This is a genomic window from Atlantibacter hermannii (assembly GCF_009907385.1).
Taxonomy (GTDB): Bacteria; Pseudomonadota; Gammaproteobacteria; order Enterobacterales; family Enterobacteriaceae; genus Atlantibacter; species Atlantibacter hermannii_A.
The window spans coordinates 260,998-283,503 of the sequence record NZ_JAAATR010000018.1; the positions used below are offsets into that span (position 1 = coordinate 260,998).

Genomic DNA, 22,506 nt, shown 5'->3' on the forward strand with positions numbered 1-22,506 from the left:
ACCGCTGAGTTTGCGGTCTCAGGCGACAGGCACAAAACGGAGAGAAACTATGTTTGAACCTATGGAACTGACCAATGACGCGGTGATTAAAGTCATCGGCGTCGGCGGTGGCGGTGGTAATGCCGTCGAACACATGGTGCGCGAGCGCATCGAAGGTGTGGAATTCTTCGCGGTAAACACCGATGCCCAGGCATTGCGTAAGACCGCAGTAGGACAGACTATCCAGATTGGTAGCGGGATCACCAAAGGCCTTGGCGCCGGTGCGAATCCTGAAGTTGGCCGTAATGCTGCGGATGAAGACCGCGAAGCGTTGCGCGCTGCGCTGGATGGTGCAGACATGGTGTTCATCGCGGCCGGTATGGGCGGTGGTACAGGCACGGGCGCTGCGCCGGTGGTGGCTGAAGTAGCCAAAGACCTGGGCATCCTGACCGTTGCGGTGGTAACTAAACCGTTTAACTTCGAAGGCAAGAAGCGTATGGCCTTCGCAGAGCAGGGGATCACCGAACTGTCCAAACACGTGGACTCGCTGATCACTATCCCAAACGACAAATTACTGAAAGTGCTGGGCCGCGGCATCTCTCTGCTGGATGCGTTCGGCGCAGCCAACGATGTGCTGAAAGGCGCAGTTCAGGGCATCGCGGAACTGATTACCCGTCCTGGCCTGATGAACGTTGACTTCGCGGACGTGCGTACCGTGATGTCTGAAATGGGTTACGCCATGATGGGTTCCGGCGTAGCGAGCGGTGAAGACCGTGCGGAAGAAGCGGCAGAAATGGCCATCTCTTCTCCGCTGCTGGAAGATATCGATCTGTCTGGCGCGCGCGGCGTGCTGGTGAACATCACTGCGGGCTTCGACCTGCGCCTGGATGAGTTTGAAACCGTGGGGAACACCATCCGTGCGTTTGCATCTGATAACGCAACCGTGGTTATCGGTACTTCGCTTGACCCGGATATGAATGACGAACTGCGCGTGACCGTTGTTGCGACCGGTATCGGCATGGACAAACGCCCGGAAATCACCCTGGTGACCAATAAGCAGACTCAGCAACCAGTAATGGATCGTTACCAGCAGCACGGTATGGCACCGCTGCAACAGGAACAAAAACCGGCAGCGAAAGCGGTGAACGATACGACGCCGCAAGTGACCAAAGAACCGGATTACTTAGATATTCCGGCATTTTTGCGTAAACAAGCTGATTAAGAATAAACCGGAAGTTGGGGTTCAGCGCTCTTTGTGCTAAACTGCGCTGCCGATTGTGATGTACACTCTCGGTTGTATAGGTTATTTGGCGAGATTATACGATGATCAAACAAAGGACTCTTAAACGTATCGTTCAGGCGACTGGCGTCGGTCTACACACCGGCAAGAAAGTCACGCTGACGTTACGCCCTGCGCCGGCAAATACCGGGGTCATCTATCGTCGCACCGACTTGAATCCTCCGGTAGATTTCCCGGCTGATGCCAAATCTGTGCGTGATACCATGCTCTGTACTTGCCTGGTGAACGAGCATGACGTGCGGATTTCTACCGTTGAGCACCTGAACGCAGCTTTAGCGGGTCTGGGAATCGACAACATCGTTATCGAAGTTGACGCCCCGGAAATCCCGATTATGGATGGTAGCGCAGCGCCGTTCGTTTATCTGCTGCTTGATGCAGGTATCGACGAGCTGAAAGTGGCGAAGAAATTTGTTCGCATTAAAGAAACCGTTCGCGTGGAAGACGGTGACAAATGGGCTGAATTCAAACCGTACAATGGTTTTTCGTTGGACTTCACCATCGATTTTAACCATCCGGCGATTGATGCCAGCACCCAGCGTTACCAGATGAACTTCTCCGCTGATGCCTTTATGCGTCAAATCAGCCGCGCGCGGACCTTTGGTTTTATGCGCGATATCGAGTATCTGCAATCCCGTGGTTTGTGCCTGGGCGGCAGCTTCGATTGTGCCATCGTTGTTGACGATTATCGCGTGTTGAACGAAGACGGCCTGCGTTTTGAAGACGAATTCGTTCGTCACAAAATGCTGGATGCTATCGGTGATCTGTTCATGTGCGGCCACAACATTATCGGCGCGTTTACCGCCTATAAATCAGGTCATGCACTGAACAACAAACTGTTGCAGGCTGTGCTGGCAAAACAGGAAGCATGGGAATTTGTGACTTTCGAAGACGAAGCAGAAATGCCGCTCGCTTTCAAAGCCCCTTCCATCGTTCTGGCGTAATACGCACTTCATAATACGGCTGGTTATTTCTGGTACTCTCTCCGATCAGAAAAACTGGCCGTTTTTTATTGTTCCTTTCAGAAATTTTTTTACGCCTGAAACAGTTTAACTGCGGGTTTCTTGTTCAATTCTCTGGTCTTAGCGCCTGATTCCTGCTGTCTGACTGCGTGAATGATGATAATATTTGTGCGCAAATTTAAATGATTAATGAACGACGGAAACATTTCGTCTGTTCTGGTGGGTAACGTGTCCGGACTTTTGACCTGTTGGCGACAAATAGGCAGACGTTTTTTTTGGCCGCATCTCTTGTTGGGGATGGTCGCGGCAAGCCTTGGGCTGCCCGCACTAAACAACAGCGCCGAACCGGAATTACCCGCAAAAGCCTCGACCCGCAATATTGATAATCAGCAGCCATTCAATTTTGACACCCTGGCGCTGCAACAGACGGTTCGTCGACCCTCTTTTAGCGTGGATTACTGGCATCAACATGCCATTCGCACCGTAATTCGCCACCTGACTTTCGCCATGGCACCGCAAACGCTGCCGGTGGCGGAAGAGGTCAAAATTCCCCTTCAGGCACAGCAACTGGCTCTGCTTGATACCTTAAGTACGCTCCTCACCCATGAAACCCAGCCTTCCCGGGTACTTAGCCTGCTTCCAGCTGAGGCTTATGCCGATCGGCACTTTGCCGTCAGCCACTGGATAAGCCAGGTTAAAGGTATCCGTGCCGGCCCTCAACGCCTGAGTTAAGTCCTTATACTTATCCTTTTTTTCTTCGCACAGGCGAGGCGTTTGAGATTTTATTATGCTAATCAATTTATTAACTAAAGTTTTCGGTAGCCGTAATGACCGTTCCCTGCGCCGTATGCGCAAAGCAGTATCAGCCATTAATGCAATGGAACCCGCACTGGAAAAGCTGTCCGATGACGAGCTAAAAGCGAAAACCACAGAATTCCGTGCGCGTCTGGAAAAAGGCGAAACCGTGGAAAGCCTGCTTCCTGAAGCGTTTGCGGTAGTGCGCGAAGCCAGTAAGCGCGTATTTGGCATGCGTCATTTTGACGTTCAGCTGATGGGCGGCATGGTGCTGAACGATCGCTGCATCGCGGAAATGCGCACCGGTGAAGGTAAAACCCTGACCGCAACGCTGCCAGCTTACCTGAACGCGTTAAGCGGCAAAGGGGTTCACGTGGTTACGGTGAACGACTATCTGGCCCAGCGCGATGCGGAAAACAACCGTCCGCTGTTTGAATTCCTCGGCATGACTGTCGGCATCAACCTGCCGGGTATGCCGGCGCCGGCGAAGCGCGAAGCTTACGCTGCGGATATCACCTACGGTACGAACAATGAATACGGCTTCGACTACCTGCGCGACAACATGGCGTTCAGCCCTGAAGAACGCGTGCAGCGTAAACTGCACTATGCGCTGGTGGATGAAGTGGACTCCATCCTGATCGATGAAGCCCGTACTCCGCTGATCATTTCCGGTCCGGCGGAAGACAGCTCCGAGCTGTATAAAAAAGTGAACAAAATTATCCCGCATCTGGTTCGTCAGGAGAAAGAAGACTCCGACACCTTCCAGGGCGAAGGCCACTTTTCCGTCGATGAGAAAGCGCGCCAGGTCAACCTGACCGAACGCGGTCTGGTGTTGATTGAAGAATTATTGGTGAATCAGGGCATTATGGAAGAGGGCGAGTCGCTTTACTCCCCGACCAACATTATGCTGATGCACCACGTGACGGCGGCGTTGCGCGCCCATGCGCTGTTCACTCGCGACGTGGATTACATCGTCAAAGACGGCGAAGTGATCATCGTTGATGAACACACAGGCCGTACCATGCAAGGTCGCCGCTGGTCTGATGGCCTGCACCAGGCGGTGGAAGCCAAAGAAGGCGTGGAAATCCAGAACGAAAACCAGACGCTGGCGTCTATCACCTTCCAGAACTACTTCCGTCTGTATGAGAAGCTGGCAGGTATGACCGGTACTGCGGATACCGAAGCCTTTGAATTCCGCTCCATCTACAAACTCGACACCATCGTGGTGCCGACCAACCGTCCGATGATCCGTAAGGATATGCCTGACCTGGTCTATATGACCGAGATGGACAAAATCGCCGCGATTATCGAAGACATCAAAGAGCGTACTGCCAAAGGACAGCCGGTGCTGGTGGGGACTATTTCGATTGAAAAATCTGAAGTGGTGTCCAATGAACTGACCAAAGCGGGCATCGCGCATAACGTGCTGAACGCCAAATTCCACGCCAACGAAGCGGCCATTGTCGCGCAGGCGGGTTACCCGGCGGCAGTGACCATCGCCACCAACATGGCGGGCCGTGGTACCGATATCGTACTGGGCGGTAGCTGGCAGGCGGAAGTTGCCGAGCTGGAAAACCCAACGCCGGAGCAAATCGCCCAGATTAAAGCCGACTGGCAGGTGCGTCACGAAGCTGTGCTGGCATCCGGTGGTCTGCATATCATCGGTACCGAGCGTCACGAATCCCGTCGTATCGATAACCAGCTGCGCGGCCGTTCTGGTCGTCAGGGCGATGCCGGTTCTTCCCGCTTCTACCTCTCCATGGAAGATGCCCTGATGCGTATTTTCGCCTCGGATCGCGTTTCCGGGATGATGCGCAAGCTGGGTATGAAGCCGGGCGAAGCGATTGAACACCCGTGGGTGACCAAGGCCATCGCTAACGCCCAGCGCAAAGTTGAAAGCCGTAACTTTGATATTCGTAAGCAACTGCTGGAATACGATGACGTAGCCAACGATCAGCGTCGCGCCATCTACACCCAGCGTAACGAACTGCTGGACGTGTCTGATATCAGCGAAACCGTGAACAGCATCCGTGAAGATGTGTTCAAAGCGACCATCGATGCCCATATTCCGCCGCAGTCTCTGGAAGAGATGTGGGATATCCCGGGTCTCCAGGAGCGCCTGAAAAACGACTTCGATCTGGATCTGCCGATTGCTGAGTGGCTGGATAAAGAGCCGGAACTGCACGAAGAGACCCTGCGCGAGCGCATTCTGCAGAACGCTATCGAGGTTTATCAGCGTAAAGAAGAAGTGGTTGGCGCCGAGATGATGCGTCATTTCGAAAAAGGCGTGATGCTGCAAACCCTCGACTCTCTGTGGAAAGAGCACCTGGCGGCGATGGACTACCTGCGTCAGGGCATTCATCTGCGTGGCTACGCGCAGAAAGATCCGAAGCAGGAGTATAAGCGCGAGTCGTTTGCTATGTTCGCCACCATGCTGGAATCCCTGAAATATGAAGTCATCAGCACCCTGAGTAAAGTCCAGGTGCGGATGCCGGAAGAGGTGGAAGCCATGGAGCAGCAGCGTCGTGAAGAGGCTGAGCGCCTGGCACAGATGCAACAGCTCAGCCATCAGGACGATGACAGCGCCGCGGCCGCAGCGCTGGCGGAGCAGAGCGGCGAGCGTAAAGTGGGCCGTAACGATCCGTGCCCGTGCGGCTCCGGCAAGAAATACAAACAGTGCCATGGTCGCCTGAGCTAATCGGCAACGGCACTAAAAATAAAAGCCCCCGCTGTGTAGCGAGGGCTTTTTTTATGGGCCGTTACTCGCAATCAGTCAGCGAGAAACAGCTCCAGCAGGGAGTTCAGAAACAGTTTACCGTGCTCGGTGATCTGCCAGTATTCCGGTGTTTCCACTAAATAACCGAGGCTCAGCACCTGGTCGATTTGTGGACGAATCGCTGTTTCGCTCAGGCCGGTATAACGCGTGAACTCGGCGCGCGGCGCGGCTTCCAGCAGCCGGAAGCGGTTCATAAAGAACTCGAATGGCTTATCTGCGTCCTCAACCTCATGCTGCCGGTCGAGATAGTTGCCCTGCATATAGCCGCGCGGGTGACGGGTTTTCGCGGTGCGTAAAATGCTGCCGTCCGGAAAGGTGATTTTCCCGTGCGCCCCGCAGCCGATCCCTAAGTAATCGCCGAAGCGCCAGTAGTTGAGGTTGTGCTGGCACTGATAGCCCGGTTTAGCATAGGCCGAGGTTTCATACTGCTGATAACCTGCCGCGCTCAGCAACTGATGGCCCTGTTCGAAGATATCCCACAGCGCATCGTCGTCGGGTAACACCGGCGGGCGCGAACCAAACAGGGTGTTCGGCTCGATGGTCAATTGATACCAGGAGAGGTGCGGCGGATTAAGCGCAATCGCCTGGCGCAGATCGTCTAACGCCTCGTCCAGCGACTGGTCAGGCAGCCCGTGCATCAAATCCAGATTAAAGCTGCGCAACCCTAAAGCACTCGCCAGATGCGCGGCGCGCTTTGCTTCTTCCGGGCCGTGGATCCGCCCCAGACGAGTGAGCTTGGTCTGCTCAAAACTCTGCACGCCGATGGAAATACGGTTTATCCCGGCGCGCTGATAGTCAACGAAGCGGTCGGCCTCTACGGTGCCGGGGTTAGCTTCCATGGTGATTTCCGCATCGGCACGTAACGCTAAGCGCGCCCGCACCCCGTCCAGCAGGGTTTGCATCGCCGGGCCGGAGAGCAGGCTGGGCGTACCGCCGCCAATGAAAATGGTGCTGATTTCCCGTCCCTGAGCCATTGCCGCATCGTTATCCAGATCGGCTAACAGATGTTGCACATAATCATCATGAGGCACTTCGCCCCTGAGCGCGTGGGAATTGAAATCGCAGTAAGGGCATTTCTGCACGCACCAGGGGATATGAATATACAGGCTCAGAGGTGGCAAATTAGCCATGTCGCATCGCTTCCAGTAGCTGTTTCAACGCCTGTCCACGGTGGGAAATAGCGCTTTTTTCTTCGCGGGTTAATTCTGCGGCGGTTTTGCCTTCAGAAGGGACATAAAAAATCGGGTCGTAGCCAAAGCCGCCTTCACCGGCGGGCGCGCGGGTGATTTCGCCCGGCCAGACGCCGTGGAATACCAGCGGCGTCGGATCATCGGCGTGACGCAGATAAACCAGCACACAGTGGAATTGCGCCTGACGCTGCTCATCCGGCACGTCATTTAATGCGACCAGCAGCTTTTCCAGGTTCTGACGATCGCTGGCGTCTACGCCGGCATAACGCGCAGAGTAAATGCCCGGCGCGCCGCCCAGCGCGTCAACCGCCAGTCCAGAGTCATCGGCAATAGCCGGCAAACCGGTAATGGCCGCCGCATGGCGGGCTTTCAGTATGGCGTTCTCAATAAAGGTCAGCCCGGTTTCTTCCGCCGACTCAACGCCTAAGTCGGTCTGCGCGACGATATCCAGGCCAAAATCGCGCAGCAGCGACGCGAGTTCACGCACTTTACCGGCATTTCCGGTAGCGAGGACAACTTTTTGCATAGTGAAATCCTGTGATTAAAGCAGTGCCGCTATCGCGGGCGGGATCTGTTGCGGTTCAATAATCATGATGTGTTTGTGACGGCCGGTTTCGCCTTTTTCAATCGTCACCTGGTTTTTCGGGACGCGAAACTGCTTAGCGAGGAATTTTACCAGATGCGCATTGGCCTGGCCGTCAACCGGTGGGGCAGTGATGGCGATTTTTAATTCATCGCCATGTAGTCCAATTATCGCATCGCGGCTGGCCTTCGGCTGAATATACAGCCGAAGCGTCAGCCGGTCCGCTGACTGTTCCACGGCACTCATAGCGCCATCCATAGTCCCGGCAGCAGCATATTTCCGGTGCTTTGCAGCAGTTCCATCATGCCCATATTCAATACATACAGCAGCAGGACCAGCACCATCGGCGAAAAATCAATCCCGCCCATCGCAGGCAGCATACGGCGGATCGGCGACAACAGCGGTTCGGTCAGTTGCATCAACACATACTCGACCGGGCTACGGCCACGGCTGACCCAACTCATTAATGCCATTACCAGCAGCACCCAGAACACCAGCAGGCCGATGGTTTTGATCAGGATAAGCAGCGCGGCAATCCAGATAATCGGCTGGAAAGTGATGACCATAAACAGCACCATCGACTTGATCAGGCTCAGCACGAACGCCATCACTAATGACGCCGTATCAATCGTGCCCATTGACGGGAGAATACGGCGCAGCGGCCCGACGATCGGTTGCGTTGCTTTTACAACGAACTGAGCGAGGGGATTGTAGAAATCGCAACGCGCCCACTGCATCCAGATGCGTAACAGCATCACCATGGTATACAGCTCAAGCGCGGTGGAAATCAGGAAAGTCAACGTCTTCATGGCATTCCTCTGTGGTTATTGTCCTTGATGTGCCTGGTAGTTGCGCGCGCCGAAAATGGCGGTGCCGATGCGCACCATGGTGCTTCCGGCAGCAATTGCCGCATCCATATCGTCACTCATTCCCAGAGAAAGAGTATCGACGTCAGGGTAGCGATTTTTAAGCGCGCTAAATGCTACAGCCATTTGCTGTGCCACGGCAAACTGCCTTTCATAACTTGACTCAGGAGCAGGGATCGCCATCAGGCCGCGCAGCGTCAGGCCCGGCAGTTCCGCCACCTGGCTTGCCAGTTCATCCAGCCCGGCAAGGGGGATGCCGGATTTACTGTTCTCATCGCTAATGTTGATTTGAATCAGCACGTTAAGCGGCGGCAGCCCTTTCGGACGCTGATCGCTGAGCCGGGTGGCGATGCGCAGCCGGTCAATGGTATGGCACCAGTCGAAGTGCTCGGCCACCAGGCGGCTTTTGTTGGACTGTAACGGCCCGATAAAGTGCCACTGTAGCCCGGACACGCCCGCCTCGGCGAAGTGGCGAATTTTTTCCACCCCTTCCTGCACGTAATTCTCACCGAATGCCCGCTGACCGGCGGCAATGGCTTCTTCGATATCACTCGCAGGTTTTGTTTTGCTGACTGCAAGCAACGTAACTTCTTCTGAAGATCTGCCGCAGCGTAACGCAGCCGCTGAGATCTTTGCTTTTATCTGCGCTAAGTTGCGCGCTATATCACTCATGATCGTCGGGAAGCTGTATGAAAATGGAAGAAATGGTGGCCCTTAGTGTAAAGCATAATGTTTCGGATCTACACCTGTGCAGCGACTTACCGGCGCGATGGCGGCGTAAAGGCGAGCTGGAATGCGCGCCGGAGGGCGCGCCGCCGCCGCATACGTTGCTCCAACAGTGGCTATCGGCTGAACAGCAGCAAATATTTACCCGACAGGGCCAGCTTGATTTTGCGGTCACTCTGGCGAATGGCGCGCGTCTGCGCGCTAACGCGTTCCAACAATCTCAGGGGATTTCGCTGGCGCTGCGCATTTTGCCCCAGGCTGCGCCAGAACTTGATGCGCTGGGCGCGCCGCCGCGGCTGCGGGAATTGCTTGGCGCTCAGGACGGGCTGATTCTGGTGACCGGCGCGACGGGCAGCGGCAAATCCACTACCCTGGCCGCCATGGTCAACGAACTGAACCGAACGCTAAGCGGCCATATTCTGACGCTGGAAGATCCCATCGAATATCTCTACACCAGCGATAAATGTCTGATCCAACAGCGCGAAGTGGGGACCCATTGCGACAGCTTTAGCGCCGGGCTACGCGGAGCGTTGCGTGAAGATCCTGACGTGATCCTGCTGGGGGAGTTGCGCGACAGCGAAACGATCCGGCTGGCATTAACCGCCGCGGAAACCGGCCATCTGGTTCTGGCGACGCTGCACACCCGCGGTGCGTCTCAGGCGGTTGAACGGCTGGTGGATGTATTCAGCGCCGAGGAGAAAAACACCATCCGCAGCCAGCTGGCGGGCAGCCTGCAAGCGGTGCTGGCGCAAAAGCTAATCCTGACGGCGCAGGGCGCACGGGCTGCGCTGTTTGAGTTGCTGATCAACACTTCTGCCGTGGCGAATCTGATTCGGGAAGGGAAAACCCATCAACTGCCCGGCGTGTTGCAGACCGGGCAGCAGTATGGGATGCAAAGTTTTGAACAGAGCCTGCAAAAGCTGACGGCAACGACGATGATGCAGGTTTAAAGGAACGGCATTAACCGTGATTCTCGAAGTAACTTTCCAGAATAATCACGGCGGAGGCGGAATCAACGCTGCCTTTATTGAGCGCCCGAAAGCCGCCGCGCTCGAACAGGCCCGCGCGCGCTTCCACGGTGCTCAGGCGCTCGTCCTGCAATTCGACCTTCACGCCAAAACGGCCATGCAGACGGTTAGCGAATTTTCGCGCCCGGTCGGTCAAAGGTTGGTGGGTGCCGTCCATATTTAACGGTAAACCGACCACCACCAGCTCCGGTTGCCACTCTTTGAGCAACTTTTCGAACTGCGCCCAGTCGGGGGTGCCGTCGTTGGCTTTTATCGCCGTAAGCGGGCGCGCAGTGCCGGTGATGCGCTGCCCGATAGCGACGCCGATGCTTTTGGTGCCGAAGTCAAAAGCCAGTAAGGTTCCGCTCATCAGGCATGCCCCGCCGTACCCGGCATGGTGTGGATATCAATACCGATAAGTTTAGCGGCTTCGCGCCAGCGGTCAGCAATTGGCGTGCGAAAAAGGATATTCATGTCCGCCGGAGCGGTCAGCCAGGAGTTCTCAAGGATTTCGCGCTCCAGTTGGCCTTTTTCCCAGGAGGAGTAGCCCAGCGCGACGATCACTTCATCAGGCTGGGAGTCCGTGCCCAGCGTTTCCAGTACGTCACGGGAGGTAGTGATGATGGTGTTATCAGAAATCCGGATGCTGGAATTAAATTTGTCCGGCGGCGTATGGAGAATAAAACCCCGATCTTCAGCCAGCGGACCGCCGACGAAGACTGGCTTATCCAGGCGGATCTCCGGATCGCGCGGTTCAGGCGTGATTTTGAGTTTCTGCAGAACGCCGTCCACCTTCAAGTTTTCCAGCGGCTTATTGATGATGAGCCCCATAGCGCCTTCCTCGTTATATTCACAAATATAAACGACGGCGCGGCGGAACAGCGGGTCCTGCAGGCCTGGCATGGCAATAAGAAAGTGATGCTGTAAATTCATATCAGCGGTCTGTTTCCCTGGTTAAAAAAACATCTTCGCCCAGTATGCGGGGAAAGTCATGGTCTGTCACTCCCCGGAGGAGAGCATGACAGAATAGAGAATAAAGGGGGGTGCGGGATCCTTCCCGCACGGGAAATTACTTCGCCAGGCGTTTTTCGATGGCGTCCATCAGCATGCCGGTAATGGAAATAGGGAACTGCGCTTCGATTTCACGGATGCAGGTTGGGCTGGTAACGTTAATCTCAGTTAAGCGATCGCCGATGATATCTAATCCTACGAAAATCAGCCCTTTAGCTTTCAGCGTCGGCCCGACGCGGCGGGCGATTTCCCAGTCGCTTTCGGTTAACGGGCGCGGTTCGCCACGACCACCGGCCGCCAGGTTGCCACGCGTTTCGCCACCTTGCGGAATACGCGCCAGGCAGTAGGGAACCGGTTCGCCGTCAACAACCAGCACGCGCTTATCCCCGTCGACAATCGCGGGCAGATAATTCTGCGCCATGCAGTAGCGGGTGCCCAGTTGAGTCAGCGTTTCGGCAATCACCGACAGGTTTGGATCGCCTTCTTTAACGCGGAAAATCGAGGTGCCGCCCATGCCGTCCAGCGGCTTCAGAATGATGTCGCCATGCTCCTGCCAGAAAGCTTTCAGCTGCGCCTTATTGCGCGTCACCAGCGTTTGCGGCGTCAGATCCGGGAACCAGGCGGTGAAGAGTTTTTCGTTGCAATCGCGCAGGCTTTGCGGCTTGTTGACGATCAGCGTGCCCTGTTCTTCGGCGCGCTCCAGAATATAGGTGGCGTAGATAAATTCAGTATCGAACGGCGGATCTTTACGCATCAGCACCACGTCGAGGTCCGCCAGCGCGATGTCCTGCTCGCCGGTGAAGTCGTACCATTTGTCGTAATTCTGCTCGACGCTCAGTAGACGGGTGCGGGCGCGGCCCTGGCCGTTGATCAGATACAGATCGGCCATTTCCATATAATGCAGTTCATAGCCGCGACGTTGGGCTTCCAGAAGCATGGCGAAGCTGCTGTCTTTCTTAATATTAATGGTTGCGATGGGATCCATCACAATGCCGAGCTTAATCATTATGTTCTCCTGTGACGCTGGCGTTGACGGTATTTGCAGGCCTCAACGCCAGATTTTAACCCAGATCGCCAAAACGCACCTGTAGCGCGGTAATAGCGGTGAGCGCGGTGGTTTCAGTGCGTAAAACGCGTGGTCCCAACAGAATATCAGTAAATTGATGCTGTGCGGTCATGGCGATTTCATCGGCGCTCAACCCGCCTTCAGGGCCGATCAGCAAGCGCACGCGCTGGACCGGAAGGGGCAGGGTATTGATGCTCTGGCTGGCGCGTGGGTGCAGGTTGAGCTTCAGCCCCTCGTCAGGTTCGGCGCACCAGTCTTCCAGATCCATTGCCGGGCGGATTTCCGGGATGCGGTTGCGCCCGCACTGTTCGCAGGCGGCGATAGCGATTTTCTGCCACTGCTGAATTTTCTTGTTTAACCGTTCCGCATCCAGCTTAACGCCGCAGCGCTCGGAAAACAGCGGGGTAATGACGTTCACGCCCAGCTCAATGGATTTCTGGATGGTAAATTCCATTTTTTCGCCGCGCGACATCACCTGGCCTAAATGCAGATGCAGGGGCGATTCACGATTGTCTTCGGTGGCGCTGAGCACCTGAACCCGCACGCTTTTTTTATCGGCATGGGTAATGCGGGCATCAAAGACCTGATTTGATCCGTCGAACAGCTGTAGCTGGTGGCCCGGGCCCATACGCAGCACGCGGCCAACGTGATTGGCGGCGTCGTCGCTTAATGCGATTTCAAGATCGGAGCTGAGAGGCTCAGGGTGATAAATGCGGGGAATGCGCATAACGATAATCCGGTCAAAGGCGTTCCCCCTGACATGAGGGGGGAACGGCAGTTTTCAATGCCCGGTAGTGTAGGTTAGCTCTTTTGGGCCTGGCAAGCCTGCTGAACATAGGGGTTGTGATTGCCCTGCACGCCGGCAATCCGATCATCGCGTTCGCACTCCCACGCCGTGACCGGGTAAAGCTTATTCCAGGCGTTGAACAGCTGGGTTTGCTGACGGGACAGCGTCAGAGAATATTTATCACGCATGTAGAAATAGGTGCGGGCAATGGCCCCGCGCGCACGGGCTGGCGGCTCGGCTAATTTTTCTTTGAAATCAACTTTCATGGCGCACTGTCCGTACTGGCCTTCCCCGCCGTTCCACTGGCTATACATAAAGTTGCCGCGATCGCCATTGACTTCGCCCACCGCAGGCTGCAGGTTATGCATATCGCTCTCCATGGCGCGATAAACCGGGTCTTTGGCACAGTTTTTCCGCCCTCCGTCCTGCCAGCACTGGCGCTGGTGGCCGAACTGCCAGGCCGGCACTACGTGCTCCCATTCAATACGCGAGGCGCGGTTCTCATTTTTGCGCACTTTATAACCGCAGGATTCCAGATCGGGAATCCCTTTTTTCCCCTGCCAGGTAATTTTGCAGCCGCAATAAAAATCGCCTGGCGCGTTAGCGTTCACTTTCACCCCGGCGGCCTTGGCCTGGGAAAAGTTATTAATCCCCGCGCTGAATGCGCTCCACGAAAAAGCGGCTGCAACGCCTGCAACCGCCAGAATAAATTTGCGAGACATCCCGGACTCCGTGTCAAAACGAGCCCGCACCGTAACCAACGGTGGCGTCAGATGCAATCAGTCAGATCAGAAAATTTCCAGATACCGCGCTGAAAATTACCCGGCTGCCGGTTCCGGTTTGAGTTTCTCGCCGCAGTGTACGCAACGGTATTCGGTTTCGCCGCGCAGTACGCGATTATGACGCCGCACGGTAAGCTGATGGAGCTGGCAACGACAGCGGTAGGGGAAAGTATTGCGCGCCAGCGAATCCAGCGCGAACTGATGGGTGCGCCGCGCCGGAATGCCCAGCACGCTCTCCATCATCCATTTCCACTCTTTGCCATGAGGTGGAACGCGGCCAAACTGTTTCCACACCAGCAGATGCGCCAGTTCATGGGGCACCACTTCTTCAACAAACGCCTGAAGGTTTTCCTGCAAAAGCGTGGGGTTGAGGCGGATTTCATAGCGTTCAAGCCAGGCAGTACCCGCAGCGGTGCCGCGCTGTTGGTAGACCAGTTTGGGCTCAGGGTAGTCACGGCCAAGATGCTGGTTGGCCCGCGCTAAATTGTCGCGCAGGCTGCGCATCACGGCTTGTTGAGTGGCAATAGGGAGACGCAGGGTTTTCATAACGGCAAAGCATAGAGCGAAGGGGATAGCGCTGCAACCGAAAGACGCCCCCTCCGCAGAGAGGGCGTAACGCTTAACAATTAATGGTGTGAGCCGATTTCGCGCAGGCGACGGCCTTTCATCAGGTTGCGTTCGATGTGCTCCAGGGAGATGTGTTTAGTCTCCGGTGCCAGCCACAGGGTCAACACGATAAAGAACAGGTTCAGGCCAGCGTATACCCAGAAGGTATTGGCGTTGCCCAGCGTGTTCAGCATCGTGAGGAAGGTTGCGCCGACGATCATGTTGGCGATCCAGTTAGTGGCGGTAGAACAGGTGATACCGAAATCACGCCCTTTCAGCGGCTGGATTTCCGAACACAGCACCCAAATCAGCGGACCGGCGCTCATGGCGAAGCCCACGATAAACATCAGCAGCATCGCGACAGCGAAATACTGGCCGGTAGCGGTTTCGATACCCATATGCATCTGATAACCCAGAATACCCATGCCGGATGCCATCACCAGGAAGCCCAGCACCAGCGTAGGTTTACGGCCCCAGCGATCCACCAGACCGATGGCGATAAAGGTCGCCAGCACGTTGGTCAAACCGACAATTACCGTGCCCCACATCTGCTCTTTGGTATTGGCATAGCCCGCCAGCTCAAAGATTTTCGGGGCGTAGTACATGATGACGTTCATCCCGGTGAACTGCTGCATCACCTGCAACAGCACGCCGAGGAATACCGCACGGCGGAAGTTGCTGTTGTCTTTAAACAGCGCCCAGCCGCTCTGTTTGACCTTCAGGCTTTCACGGATCTCATCCAGTTCGCGTTTCGCTTCGGCGCTGGAGTCGCGCAGGTGCATCAGCACGCGTTCCGCGTCGTGGAAGCGACGTTTAGCGGCGAACCAGCGCGGGCTATCGGGAAGGAAGAACACGCCAATCAGCAACAGTACTGCCGGAATAGTGATGATCCCCAGCATCCAGCGCCAGGCGCCCGCGTCGCTAAACGCGGTATCGGAAAGATAGGCGGCGAGAATGCCGATGGTGATCATCAGTTGATACATCGAAATCATGCTGCCGCGAATTTTTTCCGGAGCGATTTCGGAAAGATACAGCGGCGCGGTGTAGGAGGCGATACCGACGGCCAGGCCGAGCAGCACGCGGGAAACGATTAAGATCTCAACGTTCGGCGCGGCGGCGGAACAGAGTGAACCCACCACAAACAGCACCGAACCGATCATCAGGCTTTTTTTGCGCCCGAGAGAGGATGACAGCCATCCGCTGCCCACGGCACCCACGGCGGCACCGAACATCATCGAACTTACCACCCATTCCTGCTGGTGCGAGGTGATCCGGAAATCGTCGGTGATAAACGGCAGTGCGCCTGCAATAACGCCGATATCCAGACCAAACAGTAACCCCGCCAGTGCAGCCAGAAAGCAGACGAAAAACGTCATGCGTCTATTTTTATTCTTGTCAGGCATCATGCCCTCCCATTGAATTATTGATTTTATCAATGGAAAAGGTAGGTGGGGATTATGTAAAGATATGTGGGAAAATTCGTAATTGTGTAATCGCTTCCATTGACCAGTTGGTAAGAAGTTGCCATGGAAGTGATTGAAATAATTCAGTTGTGGTATTACCAGAACGGCTATTCCCCGATCTTAGTACGCTGTGAGAATACGATTTTTGCTTTGTTTGCGTGGGATATACAGAGAAAAATTTGGATGTTCTGAAAACAAAAAATCCGGAAACGCAGAACGTTCCCGGATTTTTTAAGCGTTTATTGGATACGCAATTAACGCTTTATCCCTTAAGCGGAAAACTTATTTCAGACCGGCAGCGTCACGCAGTAGCGCGGCTTTGTCGGTTTTTTCCCACGGGAAATGCTCGCGGCCAAAGTGACCATATGCCGCAGTCTCTTTGTAGATCGGGTGCAGCAGATCCAGCATCTGGATCAGACCGTACGGACGCAGGTCGAAGAACTCGCGAACCAGCAGAGTCAGCTGCTCGGTGGCGATCTTCTCGGTGCCAAAGGTTTCCACCATGATGGACGTCGGTTCCGCCACGCCAATCGCGTAGGACACCTGGATTTCACAACGGTCAGCCAGGCCGGCCGCAACGATGTTTTTTGCCACATAGCGCGCCGCGTAGGCTGCGGAACGGTCAACTTTTGACGGATCCTTACCAGAAAACGCGCCGCCGCCATGACGAGCCATACCGCCGTAGGTATCAACGATGATTTTACGACCGGTCAGGCCGCAGTCGCCCATCGGGCCGCCGATCACGAAACGACCGGTTGGGTTGATAAAGTATTTGGTGGTTTCGCTCAGCCATTCCGCAGGCAGAACCGGCTTGATGATCTCTTCCATCACCGCTTCGTGCAGGGATTTCTGGTCGATGTCTTCCGCGTGCTGGGTAGACAGAACCACGGCGTCGATACCGACGATTTTGTTGTTGTCGTACTGGAAGGTCACCTGGCTTTTCGCATCCGGACGCAGCCACGGCAGGGTGCCGTTTTTGCGCACTTCAGCCTGGCGCTGCACCAGACGGTGCGCGTAGGTGACCGGCGCGGGCATCAGCACGTCGGTTTCGTTGGTGGCATAACCAAACATCAGGCCCTGGTCGCCCGCGCCCTGTTCCAGCGGATCGGTACGGTCAACACCCTGGTTGATGTCCGGTGACTGTTTGCCAATTGCACTTAACACCGCGCAGGAGTTGGCATCAAAGCCCATATCAGAATGCACGTAGCCGATTTCGCGGACCGTGTTGCGGGTGATCTCTTCGATATCCACCCATGCGCTGGTGGTGATTTCACCGCCCACTAAAACCATGCCGGTTTTCACATAAGTTTCGCAGGCCACGCGCGCTTTCGGATCTTGCTCGAGGATCGCGTCAAGGACCGCATCGGAGATCTGGTCAGCGATTTTATCGGGATGCCCTTCTGATACAGACTCGGATGTAAAAAGGTGTTTAGCCATATTCGTTTGAACTCGGTATTAATATGTTAACTCAACGTATTGTATTAAAAGCACTTACCCACCTTATGGCAGCGGCTTGCAGGCAATACAGGCGATGAGTGTTAATCATCCCTTCCTCACTCTGGGCGACTTCGCTTTAGGCAAAGTGTCCTGAAGCCCAGTAGGTATATAGATGGATTAACATCTGGACGGCTATTCTAGGTCATTTATTCATCCCTTTTCCAGCGATTTTTACCCCACGTTAAACAGGCGAAACGGTGGAAATGGCAATATTTCCTGACATCGGCGTCAATCACGTGATTTTTATTTTGCATTTACCCCCTGTTGTCGGTATAAAACGGCGCGCGCGGCTTCATCACTTTTGCTTTTGCAGCGAAGGGTGAAAAAAAGCGCACGACGATTGCTCGTGTCGCCACTTCCAGCCGGGTTGAGCATTAACCATTAGCTTTGCTTGTCGCTTGTCCCTAAAGGCTGGCGTGGAGGTGATACGAAATAATGAATCGGAGTAATCTGCAGAATCTGTCACACCGTTCTGGTGTACTGTTGTCCCTCTCAACCTGCATCCCTTTTTTGCAAACCTGCCGATGTTCTACCCATCTCGGCGCTTCTCAGGATTCCCGGGCCGGTTAAGGCTTGCGATAACTGAACAAGGGCGCTCTTGCTCAGCAAGGGTTTTCTCGTGGTTTCGTCGAACCTGTCATACAGCGTTCGGATACGTGTTTTACAATGATATGAATATGAAACCGGTCGCACAGCGGGGCGGTCAGCGTACTATGCTGCCAGGTCCGGCTGTTTATGGGTTGTTATCGCATTTTAACGCTGCGATAGTAGTCAACTTCGCTATGCCCGACGGTATCGGGTATACACTTTCAACAGAGTTTGAGGTTCGCTATGTCTGACGACATGTCTTCGTTTTCGCCTTCGTCAGCAGGCGAACAGGGTGTACTACGTTCCATGCAGGAGGTTGCAATGAGTTCTCAGGAAGCCAGTAAAATGCTGCGCACCTACAACATTGCCTGGTGGGGCAATAATTACTATGACGTCAATGAACTGGGTCATATCAGCGTCTGCCCGGATCCCGACGTCCCGGAAGCCCGCGTGGATCTCGCCAAACTGGTGAAAGCCCGTGAAGCGCAAGGTCAGCGCTTGCCTGCGTTATTCTGCTTCCCGCAGATTTTGCAGCACCGCCTGCGTTCTATTAATGCCGCGTTTAAACGCGCGCGCGAATCCTATGGCTATAACGGCGACTATTTCCTGGTGTACCCGATTAAGGTTAACCAGCATCGTCGCGTCATCGAAACGCTGATCCACTCCGGCGAACCGCTGGGCCTCGAAGCAGGCTCCAAAGCGGAGTTGATGGCCGTGCTGGCCCATGCGGGCATGACGCGTTCCGTTATCGTCTGTAACGGCTACAAAGACCGTGAATACATTCGTCTGGCGTTAATCGGTGAAAAGATGGGCCACAAGGTCTATCTGGTTATCGAAAAAATGTCGGAAATTCGTATCGTGCTGGAAGAAGCCGAGCGGCTAAACGTGGTGCCGCGTCTGGGTGTGCGTGCGCGTCTGGCGTCCCAGGGCTCTGGCAAATGGCAGTCCTCCGGCGGCGAAAAATCAAAATTCGGCCTGGCGGCGACCCAGGTGCTGCAACTGGTTGAGATGCTGCGCGAAGCGGGCCGCCTCGACAGCCTGCAACTGCTGCATTTCCACCTCGGCTCGCAGATGGCCAACATCCGCGACATCGCCACTGGCGTGCGTGAATCCGCGCGCTTCTATGTTGAATTGCATAAGCTGGGCGTGAATATCCAGTGCTTCGACGTAGGCGGCGGTCTGGGCGTGGACTATGAAGGCACCCGCTCGCAGTCTGACTGCTCGGTGAACTACGGTCTGAATGAATACGCCAACAACATCATTTGGGCGATTGGCGATGCCTGCGAAGAAAACGGCCTGCCGCACCCGACGGTGATCACCGAGTCTGGCCGCGCGGTGACCGCGCATCATACCGTGCTTGTGTCCAATATTATCGGCGTTGAGCGTAACGAATACACCGTGCCCACCGCGCCTGCCGAAGACGCGGCGCGCGCGCTGCAAAGCATGTGGGAAACCTGGCAGGAAATGCACGAGCCGGGCACCCGCCGCTCGCTGCGCGAATGGTTGCACGACAGCCAGATGGACCTGCACGACATCCACGTGGGCTACTCTTCAGGCGCCTTCAGCCTGCAGGAGCGCGCGTGGGCGGAGCAGCTCTACCTGAGCATGTGCCATGAAGTGCAGAAACAGCTTGATCCGAGCAACCGCGCCCATCGTCCGATCATCGACGAATTGCAGGAGCGTATGGCGGACAAGATGTACATCAACTTCTCCCTGTTCCAGTCGATGCCGGATGCCTGGGGTATCGACCAGCTGTTCCCGGTAATGCCGCTGGAAGGGCTGAACCAGATCCCGGAACGTCGCGCGGTGCTGCTGGATATCACCTGTGACTCCGACGGCGCCATCGACCACTATATCGACGGCGACGGGATTGCTACCACCATGCCGATGCCGGAGTACGACCCGGAGAACCCGCCGATGCTGGGCTTCTTTATGGTGGGCGCGTATCAGGAAATTCTCGGCAACATGCACAACCTGTTTGGCGATACCGAAGCGGTTGACGTGTTTGTGTTCCCTGACGGCAGCGTGGAAGTGGAGCTGTCCGATGAAGGGGATACCGTGGCGGATATGCTGCAATACGTACAGCTCGACCCGAGTACGCTGCTGACCCAGTTCCGCGACCAGGTGAAAAACACCGATCTGGACGATGCGCTGCAACAGCAGTTCCTCGAAGAGTTTGAAGCCGGTCTTTACGGGTACACTTACCTGGAAGACGAGTAATTACCCGGCTGCGTCTGCCTGGCTATACTGATGGACATGCAGACGCTTGAACCCGGCATTAAACACGGCGATAATTCGCGCCAGCAAACTGACTCTAATCAATCCCTTCCTCGTCGGGCTTAACGACGCGGAGGGGATTTTTTTTACATCGACTTTACGAAAGAGGTCATATCAATGAGCACCTTAGGCCATCAATACGATAACTCTCTGGTATCCAACGCCTTTGGTTTTTTGCGTTTACCAATGAATTTCCAGCCCTACGACAGCGACGCTGACTGGGTGATCACCGGCGTACCTTTTGATATGGCGACGTCTGGCCGCGCCGGCGGTCGTCACGGCCCGGCGGCGATCCGTCAGGTTTCCACCAACCTCGCCTGGGAGCACAACCGCTTCCCGTGGAACTTCGACATGCGCGAGCGCCTGAACGTGGTGGACTGCGGCGATCTGGTGTACGCCTTCGGCGATGCCCGTGAAATGAGCGAAAAACTGCAGGCCCACGCGGAGAAACTGCTGGCTGCCGGTAAACGTATGCTCTCTTTCGGGGGGGACCACTTCGTGACGCTGCCGCTGCTGCGCGCGCATGCGAAGCATTTCGGCAAAATGGCGCTGGTACACTTTGATGCGCACACCGATACCTATGCCAACGGTTGCGAGTTCGACCACGGCACCATGTTCTACACCGCGCCGAACGAAGGCCTGATCGATCCGAACCACTCAGTGCAAATCGGCATCCGCACCGAATTCGATAAAGACAACGGCTTCACCGTACTGGACGCCTGCCAGGTGAACGATCGCGGCGTTGACGACATCATCGCCCAGGTTAAGCAGATCGTTGGCGATCTGCCGGTTTACCTGACCTTCGACATCGACTGTCTGGATCCGGCGTTCGCACCGGGTACCGGCACCCCGGTGATCGGCGGCCTGACTTCCGATCGCGCCATCAAACTGGTGCGCGGCCTGAAGGATCTGAACATCGTGGGTATGGACGTGGTGGAAGTGGCTCCGGCATACGATCAGTCCGAGATCACTGCGCTGGCAGCGGCTACCTTAGCGCTGGAGATGTTGTATATCCAGGCGGCTAAGAAAGGCGAGTAATCGGGCGAGTTTGCCTGCGATAAAAAAAGCGCCTTTCGGCGCTTTTTTATTACTTAATCCCATCCGCTTTCATGCGATCGCGAATATGCTGGGCGCGTTCGGCAGAAGCCGGGTGGTCATCAAACATCGAGCTTTGACGGCCCGCTTCCAGCGTCTGGAGCTTCTCGAAACTGGTTGCCAGACCGATTGGGTTGATGCCGCGTTTGCGCAGCAGATCGTAAGAGTAGTCATCCGCTTCGGATTCCTGACGCTGGGAGAACTGCGCGTTCACCAGTTTCTCGCCCAAATCGCCAAGTTGCGACTGCGACAGGCTGCCGATCACGCCGCCCGCAGAGGCTGCGGCAACGCGCGCGGCGTTAGTCCCCAGCGCCACCTGCATGCCTTTCTTGACGTGCCCCAACGCCACGTGGCCCATTTCATGGCCGATGACCGCTTCGACTTCGTTGTCGTTCATCATGTCCATCAATCCGCTGTAAACGCGGATACAGCCGTTCGCCATCGCGAAGGCGTTCACGTCTTTCGCCATGTAAACCTTATAGTTTACCGGCTGGCCGTTGATGTTATCGCCCAGCGCGGAGGCAATAGTATTCAGACGCTGAGCGTACTGGCTGCCCGCAGGCGCAATCGTCGCCTTGCTGTCCATCTCTTTACAGGCTTCATCGCTGAGCGTTTTGACCTGCGCATCGCTTAAGGTATACGCCTGGAACGCCTCGGCGCCGGAGGTAAGCAAGCCGTTGGAGTCCATATTCTGGCAACCGCTCAGCAAAGCAACAGCAACCAGGCCTGGCAATATCGCGCGCATCTTCATGTGTAGGCTTCCGCTAAAAGTATCGTAATCAGTTTTTGTTTAGCACATTAACGTGCCGGTAACACTCAGTATAAAGAAGTGCTGAGGGTCTGGGCGAGAAGCTTGCGCAGGCTGCGAGAAGGATCCAGAGATTTCTTAAGCGGCAAAAGGATGCTCCATGTACATAGCATGTACATGGAAAGCGGCTTGGGTTACATTGTGGTTCAATTTTTCCGGGCGTAGCCCATAACGAGCCATCGTCAAGTCGTTAACACGCTTTGTCCTTTAACTATCCGATCTGGAGTCAAAATGTCCTCTCGTAAAGAGCTTGCCAATGCTATTCGTGCGCTGAGCATGGACGCAGTACAGAAAGCCAAATCCGGTCATCCGGGTGCCCCGATGGGCATGGCTGACATTGCCGAA

The 22,506-nt window shown here is 55.4% G+C and carries 24 protein-coding genes; 10 read left to right on the forward strand and 14 right to left on the reverse strand.

What is annotated here, in order from left to right; genetic code table 11:
- Positions 1–49: 49 nt before the first annotated feature.
- The 4 genes from ftsZ to secA all read left to right on the forward strand — a co-directional run bounded on the left by ftsZ (position 50) and on the right by secA (position 5,731).
- Positions 50–1,201 (forward strand): cell division protein FtsZ, encoded by a 1,152-nt coding sequence (gene ftsZ, locus GV764_RS06410; RefSeq protein WP_161659426.1) that lies wholly within the window; start codon positions 50–52, stop codon positions 1,199–1,201.
- Between the two features lie 101 nt (positions 1,202–1,302).
- The gene (gene lpxC / locus GV764_RS06415) at positions 1,303–2,220 is read left to right on the forward strand and encodes a UDP-3-O-acyl-N-acetylglucosamine deacetylase (RefSeq protein ID WP_125293215.1); all 918 of its coding nucleotides are present in this window, start codon (positions 1,303–1,305) and stop codon (positions 2,218–2,220) included.
- 246 nt (positions 2,221–2,466) lie between these two features.
- Entirely contained in the window at positions 2,467–2,970 is a 504-nt protein-coding gene (secM, locus tag GV764_RS06420; protein ID WP_328515154.1) for a secA translation cis-regulator SecM, read from the forward strand.
- A 55-nt stretch (positions 2,971–3,025) separates the two neighbouring features.
- Entirely contained in the window at positions 3,026–5,731 is a 2,706-nt protein-coding gene (secA, locus tag GV764_RS06425; protein WP_161659428.1) for a preprotein translocase subunit SecA, read from the forward strand.
- Positions 5,732–5,802: 71 nt separating this feature from the next.
- On the opposite strand, the gene hemW is transcribed toward secA, so the two are convergent.
- Genes hemW through GV764_RS06450 form a run of 5 tightly spaced genes read right to left on the reverse strand, consistent with a single transcriptional unit; the run spans position 5,803 to position 9,120 of the window.
- Positions 5,803–6,939, reverse strand: coding sequence for a radical SAM family heme chaperone HemW (gene hemW, locus GV764_RS06430; protein WP_161659429.1), 1,137 nt, complete (start codon positions 6,937–6,939; stop codon positions 5,803–5,805).
- Positions 6,932–7,525 (reverse strand): XTP/dITP diphosphatase, encoded by a 594-nt coding sequence (locus GV764_RS06435; RefSeq protein ID WP_161659430.1) that lies wholly within the window; start codon positions 7,523–7,525, stop codon positions 6,932–6,934. The genes hemW and GV764_RS06435 overlap by 8 nt, the downstream gene beginning before the upstream one ends.
- A gap of 15 nt (positions 7,526–7,540) precedes the next feature.
- Positions 7,541–7,828 carry a DUF167 family protein YggU gene (gene yggU, locus GV764_RS06440; RefSeq protein ID WP_161659431.1) on the reverse strand — a complete coding sequence of 96 codons (288 nt, stop codon included), beginning with the start codon at positions 7,826–7,828 and terminating at the stop codon, positions 7,541–7,543.
- On the reverse strand, positions 7,825–8,391 hold the full coding sequence (locus GV764_RS06445; protein WP_161659432.1) for a YggT family protein: 567 nt from the start codon (positions 8,389–8,391) through the stop codon (positions 7,825–7,827). The genes yggU and GV764_RS06445 overlap by 4 nt, the downstream gene beginning before the upstream one ends.
- Positions 8,392–8,406: 15 nt before the next feature.
- Positions 8,407–9,120 carry a YggS family pyridoxal phosphate-dependent enzyme gene (locus GV764_RS06450; RefSeq protein WP_161659433.1) on the reverse strand — a complete coding sequence of 238 codons (714 nt, stop codon included), beginning with the start codon at positions 9,118–9,120 and terminating at the stop codon, positions 8,407–8,409.
- Positions 9,121–9,137: 17 nt separating this feature from the next.
- Between GV764_RS06450 and GV764_RS06455 the strand changes: the two genes are divergently transcribed.
- Positions 9,138–10,124: a type IV pilus twitching motility protein PilT gene (locus tag GV764_RS06455; protein ID WP_161659434.1), complete on the forward strand. Its 987-nt coding sequence runs from the start codon at positions 9,138–9,140 to the stop codon at positions 10,122–10,124.
- A gap of 10 nt (positions 10,125–10,134) precedes the next feature.
- Here the strand turns inward: GV764_RS06455 and ruvX are convergent, their stop codons facing one another.
- From ruvX to metK, 8 genes are all read right to left on the reverse strand, one after another.
- Positions 10,135–10,551 (reverse strand): Holliday junction resolvase RuvX, encoded by a 417-nt coding sequence (gene ruvX, locus GV764_RS06460; protein WP_161659435.1) that lies wholly within the window; start codon positions 10,549–10,551, stop codon positions 10,135–10,137.
- Entirely contained in the window at positions 10,551–11,114 is a 564-nt protein-coding gene (locus GV764_RS06465) for a YqgE/AlgH family protein (RefSeq protein WP_161659436.1), read from the reverse strand. The genes ruvX and GV764_RS06465 overlap by 1 nt, the downstream gene beginning before the upstream one ends.
- Positions 11,115–11,250: 136 nt before the next feature.
- Positions 11,251–12,198, reverse strand: a complete 948-nt coding sequence (gshB, locus tag GV764_RS06470; RefSeq protein ID WP_144130734.1) for a glutathione synthase — start codon at positions 12,196–12,198, stop codon at positions 11,251–11,253.
- Positions 12,199–12,253: 55 nt separating this feature from the next.
- The gene (gene rsmE, locus GV764_RS06475; RefSeq protein WP_161659437.1) at positions 12,254–12,985 is read right to left on the reverse strand and encodes a 16S rRNA (uracil(1498)-N(3))-methyltransferase; all 732 of its coding nucleotides are present in this window, start codon (positions 12,983–12,985) and stop codon (positions 12,254–12,256) included.
- A 74-nt stretch (positions 12,986–13,059) separates the two neighbouring features.
- Entirely contained in the window at positions 13,060–13,767 is a 708-nt protein-coding gene (endA, locus tag GV764_RS06480) for a deoxyribonuclease I (protein WP_161659438.1), read from the reverse strand.
- A gap of 96 nt (positions 13,768–13,863) precedes the next feature.
- Positions 13,864–14,373 carry a SprT family zinc-dependent metalloprotease gene (locus GV764_RS06485; protein WP_161659439.1) on the reverse strand — a complete coding sequence of 170 codons (510 nt, stop codon included), beginning with the start codon at positions 14,371–14,373 and terminating at the stop codon, positions 13,864–13,866.
- Between the two features lie 80 nt (positions 14,374–14,453).
- A complete protein-coding gene (locus tag GV764_RS06490; RefSeq protein ID WP_476561212.1) occupies positions 14,454–15,839 on the reverse strand; it encodes a sugar porter family MFS transporter in 1,386 nt (461 codons plus the stop codon).
- A gap of 339 nt (positions 15,840–16,178) precedes the next feature.
- Positions 16,179–17,333 (reverse strand): methionine adenosyltransferase, encoded by a 1,155-nt coding sequence (metK, locus tag GV764_RS06495; protein WP_161659440.1) that lies wholly within the window; start codon positions 17,331–17,333, stop codon positions 16,179–16,181.
- Positions 17,334–17,828: 495 nt separating this feature from the next.
- Here metK and GV764_RS22380 point away from each other — a divergent pair, with 495 nt between their 5' ends.
- The 4 genes from GV764_RS22380 to speB all read left to right on the forward strand — a co-directional run bounded on the left by GV764_RS22380 (position 17,829) and on the right by speB (position 21,296).
- Entirely contained in the window at positions 17,829–17,963 is a 135-nt protein-coding gene (locus GV764_RS22380) for a hypothetical protein (protein ID WP_419901054.1), read from the forward strand.
- Positions 17,964–18,070: 107 nt separating this feature from the next.
- The gene (gene yqgB, locus GV764_RS22385) at positions 18,071–18,232 is read left to right on the forward strand and encodes an acid stress response protein YqgB (RefSeq protein WP_409515027.1); all 162 of its coding nucleotides are present in this window, start codon (positions 18,071–18,073) and stop codon (positions 18,230–18,232) included.
- The gene (speA, locus tag GV764_RS06510) at positions 18,225–20,201 is read left to right on the forward strand and encodes a biosynthetic arginine decarboxylase (RefSeq protein WP_161659442.1); all 1,977 of its coding nucleotides are present in this window, start codon (positions 18,225–18,227) and stop codon (positions 20,199–20,201) included. The genes yqgB and speA overlap by 8 nt, the downstream gene beginning before the upstream one ends.
- 174 nt (positions 20,202–20,375) lie before the next feature.
- On the forward strand, positions 20,376–21,296 hold the full coding sequence (gene speB / locus GV764_RS06515; RefSeq protein WP_144130730.1) for an agmatinase: 921 nt from the start codon (positions 20,376–20,378) through the stop codon (positions 21,294–21,296).
- Positions 21,297–21,345: 49 nt separating this feature from the next.
- Here speB and loiP read toward each other — a convergent pair whose 3' ends face one another.
- Positions 21,346–22,104, reverse strand: coding sequence for a metalloprotease LoiP (gene loiP / locus GV764_RS06520; RefSeq protein WP_125293236.1), 759 nt, complete (start codon positions 22,102–22,104; stop codon positions 21,346–21,348).
- 288 nt (positions 22,105–22,392) lie between these two features.
- Between loiP and GV764_RS06525 the strand changes: the two genes are divergently transcribed.
- The coding region (locus tag GV764_RS06525) for a hypothetical protein (protein ID WP_168435290.1) at positions 22,393–22,506 on the forward strand (114 nt) is incomplete at its 3' end.